Raw genomic sequence first — 11,649 nt, 5'->3', positions numbered from 1 at the left:
TTGAACAGTTGAGAGTGTAGATACGTTTTTATACATTTGTTAGCACTTTGTTACAAGTATCTTTTATTATTGAGTTGCCTTTATATCAGATGGTTACGCTGCAATTTTCGCGTAATCATAGATTCCAATTATGAGAGTAACATCACGAACGGCGTCAAATTAAATCTATTGCTAAGCCTAATTTTTCTTTTATTTTCGACACCATAGACGTTATGGTGGTACACGTCTTCAGTTATACGAAAAATTGGCAAGGAATGTGGCCAAATTGCATGAGTAAAGTTATCCATCAATGGAAAAGTATTTCTCTCATCGAAGAGAACGTGACGCTCCCTACGAACGTCGTGGTAAAACATACAACAATACACCACCCTGGCGCGGCCGTTATTCTTCCTATCACTTCGTCAGGAAAAATCATCCTCATTAATCAGTTTCGTCCTTCTCTTAAGAAATGGCTTATGGAGCTACCTGCAGGCACGATGGAAATTGATGAGACACCTCTTCAATGTGCCCAGCGCGAACTGGAAGAAGAAACCGGTTACAGTGCAACTTTTTTTCAGAGCTTAGGACAAGTCACACCTTTGGCTGGATTCTGCGATGAGATTCAGCATTTATTTGTCGCAAAACATCTTAGCCTCACTACCCGATTTGAATGCGACGAAGATGAAGTTATAGAAGTGATAGAGCTGAGCTTAGAAGAGCTGCACAACAAAATACGACACGATCAAATCACCGATACAAAAACTATCGCTTGTTTAAGCAAAGCCCAACTATGTGGCTATCTATAGCCAATTATATGACTACCTAAAGTACTCTAGGAGAGAAGCATGGACTTTCGTTCTGATACCGTAACTAAACCTTCGCAAGCTATGCGTGACGTAATGGCAAATGCAGAAGTGGGCGATGATGTTTATGGCGATGACCCAACCGTAAACGAATTGGAACAGTGGGCTGCCAATGAAACCGGCTTTGAAGCAGCGATGTTCACTTCTTCAGGTACACAAGCCAACCTACTTGGTTTAATGGCACACTGTGAGCGTGGTGACGAATACCTTTGTGGCCAACAAGCGCATAACTATAAGTATGAAGCTGGCGGTGCTGCAGTGCTCGGCTCGATTCAACCTCAACCCATCGAGAACAACCCAGACGGCACACTCGACTTTAAAAAGCTTGCCGCTGCGATTAAGCCAGATGACAGCCACTTTGCTCGTACTAAGCTTCTTAGTTTAGAGAACACGATCAATGGTAAAGTGCTGCCAATGTCTTACCTAGCGGAAGCACGTGAATTCGTAAACCAACACGGCTTACAAATGCACCTAGATGGCGCGCGCGTTTATAATGCAGCAGCGGCGCTGGATGTACACATCAAAGAGATCGCACAGCACTTCGACTCTATGACGATTTGCTTATCAAAAGGTTTAGGCGCTCCAATCGGTTCACTACTCCTTGGCAACAAAGAGTACATCGCTAAAGCTCGTCGACTGCGTAAAATGGTCGGAGGCGGTATGCGCCAAGCGGGTATTCTTGCCGCCGCAGGTAAAATGGCGCTGACTGAGAACGTAGCTCAACTTAAAAATGATCACGAGAACGCAAAAAACCTAGCGATTGGTTTAAGCAAGCTAGAAGGCTTCTCTGTTAACCCTGATTTCATTCAAACTAACATTGTATTTGCGAAGTTAGATGAATCTGTGGATATTAACCGCATCGCGCGAGAGTTAGGTGAACAAGGTATTACGATGTCGCCAGGTAATCCAGTACGTTTTGTTACCCATAGAGATATCAGTTCAGAAGACATCGTTACTTTCCTAACAAAGCTAGAAAATGCGCTTTAACTCTTGACGAGATTAGCCTTTATAGCAATTGAGAATAAAGCATCCCCTGTGGGAAGCTTTATTCTTTCAGCAAAATCATTAACCCATTCCACAGCCCAAATAGCCTTCGACACCTGCTAATTTTCTAATAAACACACTTAATTGACTGGATCAGAACGCGATCTCATTTTGGCCTATGAGAATACTTTCTGGAAATTATTCTAACATTTAAACATTAAATTATTGTTTAAGTTGGATTTACATGAATGGCTTATCAGCATTGTATTGTCACTAAAGGTAAATGACTTAGTCATAATAGCTTCAAGTTTTTAATAACCACACATACGGTAATTAAAGCTAGAGCACATCAATCCTAATAGATTCTTGTAAAGAACTAATTTCAATAAAGAAAAAGTAGATATTCGCCCTCCATTATTAAAATCTGAAATCGCTACAATCAACTTATAAATTAAATAATCAAATTGGTGTTTTCGTTAATAATACTGTCACATTCATGATGACATTAACCCATCAAAAACTCCAAAACACCCGTATAGACCATAGCTCTATTTAAATCAATTAAATAAAAAATCTCCGTCAATATTAGTATTGAGTAAAACCAAGCTATCCAATTGAATATTAAATTATTCTCTAATAATTTCGCTTCTACCTCTCAGCTTAAAATCATACTAAAACTCATACTTCTCCTAAATAATAAACTTTTTTTACTACTTCACCATTTTTTAAAGCACTTATAGTTTTGAAAGTTAAGCAACAAGTTACATTCAATCAGTGAGAGGTGAAATTATGTTTAGAGTATTTCGGATTCTTCATAACTTCACCGTATCCGTGTTAATTTTTAGTATGTCACTTTCATTCTATGCTAGCGCTAACAACTTAACGTTAGGAATTAGTGGTCAGATCAAAGATCGATGCGAAATAAACTTTTCCTCTGGCAACATTATGAATTTTACGGAACACCGTGATGTGCAATCGCTGCCTTTTAATATGTATTGTAACCGTCCGTTGGGTATAACGATCAACTCAAAATATGGAGGCTTAAAATATCAACACCAAGGGGTTGATATTATTGAGAGTTACAATTTGTCATTACAAATAGACGAAATTCGTCTTTATGAAAGTAGGCACAGCAGCCAACTTACTTCACCCGTAATGATAAACAGTTCTGGTGTTATTCCTTTCGCTCAACATGGGAGCCTTAGGGTAGCACTCGAAAATAGCTTGCGTTTCGCAGGTTATTATCAAGACGTTATCGAGATCGAAGTTTACCCTTCGATTCATAGCGTGACAAAGTGAAAACTCTGCAATGTATCTGCAGAACAACAAACGCTCAGCAGTATTCGAGCCAATCATTTAAGATAAAGGAATTTCTAATGAAAAAGCTAACACTCTACGCAGCAACAGTCACTGCTATTTTTGGTGCTCAAGTCCAAGCCGCTCCTGGTGATGTCCAGTTAGTTGGTTTTGTTTCACCTGTATGTGAAGTTACTGGTCTTTCAACGCAACTGATGGACTTCGGTAACGTATCTCAAATTCAAAACCTTTCTGTTAGTGGTCTTAACATGAAGTGTAATGACGTCGATGGTGCAACTGTGACACTGACAAGTGCTGAAGGTGGTCTAGAGTCAGACGATAGCGAAGACTACGCTCTTACATACGATGCAACATTCAACCCTTCAGGTTTAGCTCCTTTTACGCTTAATGCACCAGGGGGCCCAGGTCAAAATGACGTTTCAGTCAGTAATTCTTATGGCGGTTCCGGAGTATTGGCTACTGGTGTTGCCGCATCTATTGATATTGTGACAACAGAAACCTCCCCATGGGCAGGTGGCTACTCAGATACATTAACCGTAAATATCACCTCAAATTAGAGGTTAATAAGTCGGGGGCTATTATTTGGCCTCCGGCTTAATCTTAACCTCAGTATTAAAACACCTTAACCTCAGTTGCATCACTGACTTTAGTTTAATTTGGAGCTCACCGCGATGTGTAAATGGATCATGCATAAATGGACTGTTCTCTTGTTATTGTCACTCACTTGTTTGTCAGCTCATGCGTTCAAAGTAGAGCCGATGTCTATGGAAATGACACCACTAGGAAAAAGAGCTCAAATGACGATGAGGGTTGAGAATTCGTCTACCGAACCACTCACGGTTGAATTGTCTCCAGTATTTATGACAATGAACGAATATGGGAAAGAGACCACGACGCCTGCAGATGACGAGTTATTAGTGATACCAGTGACCGCAATAATAGAACCTGGAAGATCACAATCCATTATGGTGCGGTATTTGGGCGATCCTTCCATCACAGAATCTAAAGCGTATCGCATTGCTGTTAAGCAAGTAAAAGTTCAAAGAGCGAGCAGTAATCAAGGGCAAGTAAGTCTTTTGCTTCAGTTTAATACGCTTATCAACGTGCGACCTCAGAACACGGCTTCTCAGCTAGAAATTAAAAGTATCGAACAAAATGACAAAAAGAACAAATGGGTTCTTGAAGTACTTAACAGTGGTAATAGTTATGGTCGATTAACCAATACAACATGGAAAATATCTGATGGTAAAAATTCAACATATTTAAAAGGCGTAGAAATCGCTAAACGTATTCCGGGTACTTTAGTCCTACCCTACTCCACTCGCTTTTTCGAAATGCAGCCTCTTAAAAATTATGATGTGGACACCCTATCGATTGAAATAGAGCAGGATCAATAACAATGAGACGTTATATCTTGGGTGGGCTCATTTATTGCTTTCTGTGTGCACAAACGTTTGGCATAACATTGTTTCCAACCGTCATCGAGCTCAACACAGATCACCGGGCAACATCGCAACTGGTTGTAACTAATAATTCAACACAAGCTCTCCCACTTGAAGCTAACGTTCGTCGTTTGAACTTCTTATCTGATGGCACGTTCCAAACATCAGATCTATCGAGTGAAGAGATGTTTGTGTTTCCACCAGCCGCAATGTTGGCACCCGGTGCACGCCAAGTATTCCGTATACAGTGGTTGGGAAACCGATCACTCGAAACCTCCCAGAGTTACTTCGTTCGCTTCAGTACCGTGAATATTGGCCAGAACAACGCGAGGATAGACAAACCCATCGGGCTAACAACCGGTATCAATTTACAAGTTCACTACAATGCGTTGTTGCACATTCACTCGTCCTCTTTAGAGCCTGACGTGAAATTACACATAGATGAACAAGGTCAACTGACACTCACTAATTCTGGGTCGCGATTTACCTATACATCGTTACTTCATTTTGCGGGGCTCGAATCTCAGAGCCAAAAAGTACATGAGGCTTTAGGTGAGCAGTTTATTCCACCACGCTCCATTATTACTTTGCCTTCTTCTTTAAATTATTTACCAGTGGGCACTTACCATGGGCATGAAAACTGAAACCTATCCCAAGATATGGCAAGTTTTGTATGTCTTGGTATTAGTACTTTTTTATTGTGCTGCCTTAAGCCCTGCTGCTTGGGGTCAAGAAATGGTCTTGAACCCGACAGGACGAGATATTCAACTTACCTCTTTGTTAAGAATAAGTGACACCATACTTGGAGAAGCGGACATTATCATTACTGCAAACAATGAAATCTTGTTACCGAAGGAAAGTACGCTTTCTCTCCTTTCGTCCGTCGTAACTCAAGAAGGTATTGGGAAACTCAATGACACGACAAGCGATAAAATGCTGTCTCAGCACCATTTTGAGAGCGTAGGATTAGGTCTTAGTTTCGATTTTTCTTCATTAGAATGCATCGTGACAGTACCGCCTGAATTTAGCTTAACCCAGCAACTGTCTATGAATGGCGCAGATGATTTTTATAACTATGCTGAGCCAAGTTTGTTTAGTGGATACGTTAACTTTGCCCTTTCGGCTAATGAGAGCCAATATGTCGATCAGAATTCGTCAAGGCAGGATCTCTATCGCAGTCAGTTTGACTCAGCACTTAACATTGGTTTTCTAAACTTTGAGTATGAATCTTATTTAGAAAACAGCTCATCGCAAGATTCGCGATACGTAAGAGAAGGATCTCGTCTTAATATTGACTTTGCAGAACAAGGCACGCGACTTGTGCTCGGTGATATGTACAACAGTGGTCAATCTTTTCAGGACAGCACCGACATACTTGGTATTGGCTTAACTCGAGATTTCACGCTCATTCCAACCAGAAATGCACGACCACGAGCCAATCAATCATTCACACTTCAAAGAGCTTCAAATGTCGATGTCTATATAGATGGGATTGCAGTCCAGCGATTAACGCTAGGCGCTGGTAGCTATAACCTTAGTGACATACCTCTAGCGCAAGGTAGCAATGATATTGTACTCGTCATCACCGACCGCTCCGGGAATGAAGAACGCATCGAGTTTTCTATTGCGACCGGTAACGACTTGCTCAATAGCGGTGAGTTTGAATATAGCGTCATGTATGGAGCGCCTTCTGAATTACAGAATGGGCAAATAGAATATCTAACCGACGAACGTATTTTGCATGGTTATATCGATGTGGGTATTAACCCTTGGTTAACGTTAGGTGCCAACTTCCAAACCCGTGAAGATCTTTACCAATATGGAGCCACCGCTTTACTCGCTTCTACATGGGGCGTCACTGAACTCAATGCTTCGCGTAGCGAACACCCTACATTTGGAACTGGCGACGCTTACAAATTTGCGTTCGATGCGGAATTTTCTAATACGAACACGCTGTCCCCACAACTGAGTGTAAGTTATGAATATCTGACCAACAATTTTGCTGGGGTCTCAGGGTTTGATGCTTCCGATATCGATATCAACTTAACCACCCATTATGTATCTGCATTCAGCTCTATTTACCTTGGTCAGTCTTTACGCGCGGCCATGACCCTCAATTATCGCTCGGGAGTAGACAAAGAAAACGATTATTGGCTGATTAGCCCGAGTTTATCGGACGGACTGTTTGATACCCCCGCTACCTGGAGTGCCCGCGTTAACTATCGGCATAACGCAACCGAAGACGATGATATCAGCACTACTGTCACCATAAGTTGGCCTCTTAGTCGACAAACTCGTGTTGTCGGTCGTTACACCACAGAGCTTAATGAAGCCGCCTTAGATTACAGCTATCAGAATAATATTGGTAACACAGGGGGGATGTCGGCGTTTGCGAGTGTCATTACTAACGAAGAAACGGATGCCGATATGGATGCTGGGATTAACTACACGGCTAACCGTTATGAATTAAACGCGACCCACGCTTCGCGGCTTGAAGACATTAATGGTGAAACACGAAATCACAGTACTGATGTGACGATAAGTAGTGCCCTTGCTTTTGCAGGTTCATCTGTGACGATCGGCAGACCGGTGCGCGAAGCATTTGCTATTGTTAGCAAGCACGAAAGCCTCGCAAAAAATGATGTGGCTGTCGACCCAACAAGAGATGGTGAGTACGCACGCGTTTACCTTAAAGGAGATGCAAGTGCCATGGTTCCTGACCTTGTTGCTTATAATGGCCAAGTAGTCGGTTACGAGGTCGATAACTTGCCACCAGGGTATGACTTAGGCGATGGTGCTTTTTGGATTAAGCCTGGTTATAAACGGGGATTCCAGCTACAGATCGGATCTGATGCTGTATTAACTGTTATTGGCAAGCTATTCGATCGTCAAAGTAACAACCCTATTTCACTTGTCGCTGGTGTCGCACATTACCTTGGTGAGGCAAAACAGTTGCCGATTGACTTCTTTACCAATCGTAACGGCATATTCGCAATCTCTGGATTAAAGCCGGGAAAATATCAATTGGTACTCGACACTAAAGAACAAGAATCAGTCATCATTACCCTCAGTGAACGCAGTGACAACTTGATAAGACTAGGAGATGTTTATGTGGAATAAACAAGTTCTTTGGGGAGCCTTGTTCCTCATCGCCATAAGCCATGTACCTTCGGCATTGGCGTGTGAAGCCAGTGCCTTGGCTATTCAACCCGTCTCATCGAAATCACAATATGATGTTTTCAGCGCAGGAACGTTCGCAACAATAAACACTTATCGTATAGATGCGATCATAATTGGCGAACCCTGCAAATTAGACTTAATTTTACAACTTAACGATACCAGTCGATCGTTAAAAGGGGTAAACCAAGCAAAACTCGGCTTTGAATGGAGTGGGCAGATTGGTATGTCAGTGGCTAATCAATGGCACTTATCATTAACCGAAAGCCAACCTTCGGCAACGATACAAATGCGTTTCCCAAGTAAGCAATGGCTAGCGTCAGGAACCTATCGAGGGTTATTGGAAGTCTCGCCTTCTTATACCTCAGATAGTAAACAAATAGAAATTAGTCCTAGTTCACTCCCGGTATCTGTTAACGTTCCGCCTGCTGCAAAAATTCATTTTTATGGATTGACCCAACAACATTATGACCTTGATCTAGGGACTTTATATTCCAACAAGGTTATTCGTTCCGCACCTAACCTATGGGTTCAAAGCAACACAGCTTATACCATCGTATTGGAATCATCCCATCAAGGAATGCTACGTCATGAATCTAATGAGGCAAAATGGGACATTCCATACCAACTTTCCCTCGAAAACGACAGAGTAAACCTTGAACAACTTGACGCTAGAATTCAACGTCTTTCCGCTACGATTGGTCAGCCTATTCCTTTGAGTTTTGTCATCGGTGAGACAGAGAACAAACCAGGAGGACAATATGACGATACATTACAAATTTCTATCGAACCCCAACTTTCACAACAACCATAATCATGTAATTATATAAAAAGTGAGATATGCAACTCAATTATATAAAATCCATCATCATACAATCAAACACGATTTTTCAGTTTCGGAGTAAATTATGTATGAAAATAAAAATAATTTAAAGCACATACTCCTGGTAGGTGACAACGGTATTAACAACCAGTTTATTCAACGAGAAATAGGGAAATACAGTGATTTTTCTTTTAGCCGAGAATGTATTTTAAGCATTGAGCGCTCTCGTAATCATAAAACGTTCGATGTCGTTCTCATTAGCTACTTACTCTTGGAAAATATCGAAGATATCAACATCATCTTATCAAAAATAGAGTCCAGTAAATGGGTAGTCTATGACGTTCCCTCAGATATTACCGGACAGAGTATTACCGTAATGCAGTTATTCAACCTGTTTAATATAAAGGGGATGATTTATCAAGATGCTCCTATTGAACACCTTACACGTTGTTTAAAAACAGTATGTGATGACGATCTATGGCTACCTAGAAAGTTAATGTCACATATTTTATCCAATGCGTGCTCTTATACTTTCAAGTCTCAGGTAATACTGTCTAACCTGACGAAAAGAGAGGCTCAGATATTTAAACGAGTTGTCAGAGGAGATTCAAATCTAGAGATATCAAGCGAACTATTTATTTCAGAAAGTACGGTAAAAACGCACGTATACAACATATACAAAAAAATAAATGTCACTAATAGAAAAGAAGCGATAAGAAAAGCACATTTTATCAATAGTTTAGAGACTATTATACAACCAGACATATAGTTGAAATTATGAACATAAATACAAAAATGCAGATTGCAGTTCTGTTTCAAACTGACGTATTAGAATTTAAGCCCTTGAAAGGTGACCTGATATTATTCAGTTCCTCATAGAATCACTGTCAGGCCAATAAACGAAGTTTAAATCGAATCGTCTGTGGTTTAATCACACTTTAAAAAGTAGAAAAACATCCCGCCCGCTAAAATACGAGTCGAACTTGTTAACTCACGAAAACATCACTTCTGCAGCCCCTCTACTTACCTAACAGAGCAAAAAGTACGCTTTAACTGTTAACACCTATAGCAATTCAGACTTGAGCTTCCCCTTAGGGTAAGCCTTATTGTCATGTTTTTAACTGGAGTAAAACATGACTTATCAATCCTTCGCTTTACTATTACTCACTCTTTCCCCTAGCCTTCATGCCTCTGATTTTGGCGATCCTGAACTGGGTAAAATGAAATCACCAAGTTGCGTTTTCTGTCATAGCCCCACGGGTGAAACAAGTAACACTGATTACCCCAAACTTTCGGGTCAAAATTCAACTTACCTCTATAACACGATGAAAGCATACCAAAGCGGAAATAGACAAGGCGACTACGCAGAAATGATGCGAGTTCAGCTCAGTAAGCTCGATGATCAAGACTTGAGAGATATAGCGGCTTTTTATTCATCTCAAGATAATGGTTCCAGAACTCATGGATTAGATGGAAATTAGTAAAAAGTCCCAATATTCAATTGGGACTTACTCTCTGAGGGATGAATTAAGAGGCTGCATTATCCATCAATTCTTTCTCCGTCAGGTATGCTTCAACAATCTTCTCAGCAGATAGGTCGATGTCTTCAGTCGAAGTATGGCAGCTCAGAACAGAGAACAGCATCGTCTTCAAACCTTTGTAACCCGAAGTTGATGGATATAATGTTCCCTCTTCCTGTAAACGGTGAACTACTCGATCTGTTAGTTCATTGCGGTAAGTGTCATCGCCTTCACCAAATTGTGCTGAGAAACGATTAGAAATAACATCATTCAAAATCGTAATACCTTGCACGGATGAAAGCTTATTCGCCATACGCTGAGCTAACTCAGTACAACGATCAATGTGTTCAACAATCCCTTCTTTGCCTAATGATTTGAATGCTGCATACACAGGAACGCCACGTGCTCTTCTTGATGCAGAAATACCAAAATTAATCGCATTTCGATCTGGTTTTTCCATTGCATCATTAAGGTAGTCACCCATGTTACTACCGCCCATCGCTTTAGATAGTGCCGCTGCATCTTTTACGATGATCATTCCACTGTCATACGGCATGTTGAACCATTTATGCCCGTCAGTATCAATAGAATCTGCGCGTTCAATACCTGCTAATAAATACTTTTGTTTATCACTTGCGGCAGCCCATAAACCAATTGCACCATCTACGTGAAGCCACGCGTTGCCGTGGTTCTCGACAGCATCAGCCAATTCATTAAATGGGTCGAAAGCACCGGAATCAATACAGCCAGCTTGAGCGCAAACAAGCGTTGGGCCTTCTAAGCCTGAAATAATTTCTTTTAAGTTATCTGGGATAATACGTAAGTTATCGTCAGTTGGTACTTTGACAATCGTTTTAAGACCAATGCCAATCATGGATAGCGCGCGCTTGATCGTTGAATGAATTTGATCACTGACAACAACGTTAATACGAGGAGCTCCAAACAAGCCTTTTGTCACCACATCCCAACCAGCGCGTTCAAGCAGTGTATTGCGGGCAGTAATCAAACCGGTGTAAATCGCTTCTTGAGCACCAGAAGTGAAACCTACCGCCGTACCTTTATTTAAACCTAGTAGCTCAACCATCCACTCTGCAGCTGTTTCTTCAACAACAGACATAGCAGGGCTAGAAACGTAATAAGGCACATTTTGGTCCCAAGCACTCACGAGCCAATCGGCTGCTAGTGAAGCGGGAAATGAACTGCCAATCGCGTACCCAAAGAAACGTGCACCACCAGATGCCATTAAACCAGCATCGACATTCTTTACCATGTCATTAATCACTTGTGATGGGTCTGTTGGTCGCAATGGTAAATCCCCGCCGATAGCTTCACGTAACGCTTGTGAGGTTGTACCTTTGTCTACCGGTCTATCTGCTAAAGACTCTAGGTAAGAAACTGCATGTTTGAGAGAGCTTTCAAGTGGTAAGCGATATTCATTAAAACGGTGTGACATGATGATTCCTCTATTTGTTGTCTACCCAATAATGTTATTGGATCAGAGCGTTTAAGAATTGTCATATCGCGCCACGGGAATGCGATTTAAT

General features: G+C 41.2%; 11 protein-coding genes. 10 read left to right on the top strand and 1 reads right to left on the bottom strand.

The window, feature by feature from the left end; genetic code table 11:
• The first annotated feature begins 269 nt into the window (after positions 1-269).
• The 10 genes from AC3CID_RS19155 to AC3CID_RS19110 all read left to right on the top strand — a co-directional run bounded on the left by AC3CID_RS19155 (position 270) and on the right by AC3CID_RS19110 (position 10,066).
• Positions 270-785, top strand: coding sequence for an NUDIX hydrolase (locus AC3CID_RS19155; RefSeq protein WP_428784901.1), 516 nt, complete (start codon positions 270-272; stop codon positions 783-785).
• 39 nt (positions 786-824) lie between these two features.
• Complete coding sequence (ltaE, locus tag AC3CID_RS19150; RefSeq protein WP_171308900.1) at positions 825-1,829, top strand: low-specificity L-threonine aldolase; 1,005 nt, start codon at positions 825-827, stop codon at positions 1,827-1,829.
• 771 nt (positions 1,830-2,600) lie between these two features.
• Positions 2,601-3,125 (top strand): hypothetical protein, encoded by a 525-nt coding sequence (locus tag AC3CID_RS19145; RefSeq protein ID WP_428786964.1) that lies wholly within the window; start codon positions 2,601-2,603, stop codon positions 3,123-3,125.
• A gap of 77 nt (positions 3,126-3,202) precedes the next feature.
• Entirely contained in the window at positions 3,203-3,700 is a 498-nt protein-coding gene (locus AC3CID_RS19140; protein ID WP_017076027.1) for a hypothetical protein, read from the top strand.
• Positions 3,701-3,814: 114 nt separating this feature from the next.
• Positions 3,815-4,540, top strand: coding sequence for a fimbrial biogenesis chaperone (locus AC3CID_RS19135; RefSeq protein WP_237298168.1), 726 nt, complete (start codon positions 3,815-3,817; stop codon positions 4,538-4,540).
• Positions 4,541-4,542: 2 nt separating this feature from the next.
• Positions 4,543-5,229: a fimbrial biogenesis chaperone gene (locus AC3CID_RS19130; RefSeq protein WP_372243666.1), complete on the top strand. Its 687-nt coding sequence runs from the start codon at positions 4,543-4,545 to the stop codon at positions 5,227-5,229.
• Between the two features lie 91 nt (positions 5,230-5,320).
• Positions 5,321-7,705: a fimbria/pilus outer membrane usher protein gene (locus tag AC3CID_RS19125; RefSeq protein WP_488527936.1), complete on the top strand. Its 2,385-nt coding sequence runs from the start codon at positions 5,321-5,323 to the stop codon at positions 7,703-7,705.
• The gene (locus tag AC3CID_RS19120; RefSeq protein WP_215919122.1) at positions 7,695-8,576 is read left to right on the top strand and encodes a hypothetical protein; all 882 of its coding nucleotides are present in this window, start codon (positions 7,695-7,697) and stop codon (positions 8,574-8,576) included. The genes AC3CID_RS19125 and AC3CID_RS19120 overlap by 11 nt, the downstream gene beginning before the upstream one ends.
• Before the next feature lie 94 nt (positions 8,577-8,670).
• On the top strand, positions 8,671-9,354 hold the full coding sequence (locus tag AC3CID_RS19115; protein WP_004731200.1) for a response regulator transcription factor: 684 nt from the start codon (positions 8,671-8,673) through the stop codon (positions 9,352-9,354).
• A gap of 364 nt (positions 9,355-9,718) precedes the next feature.
• Positions 9,719-10,066 carry a c-type cytochrome gene (locus AC3CID_RS19110; protein ID WP_428787108.1) on the top strand — a complete coding sequence of 116 codons (348 nt, stop codon included), beginning with the start codon at positions 9,719-9,721 and terminating at the stop codon, positions 10,064-10,066.
• Positions 10,067-10,112: 46 nt separating this feature from the next.
• Here AC3CID_RS19110 and AC3CID_RS19105 read toward each other — a convergent pair whose 3' ends face one another.
• A complete protein-coding gene (locus tag AC3CID_RS19105; protein WP_473578286.1) occupies positions 10,113-11,558 on the bottom strand; it encodes a pyridoxal phosphate-dependent decarboxylase family protein in 1,446 nt (481 codons plus the stop codon).
• Positions 11,559-11,649 lie beyond the last annotated feature (91 nt).

It is taken from the genome of Vibrio sp. QJM3NY_21, assembly GCF_057785975.1.
This window is presented reverse-complemented; position numbering and strand designations above follow the sequence as displayed.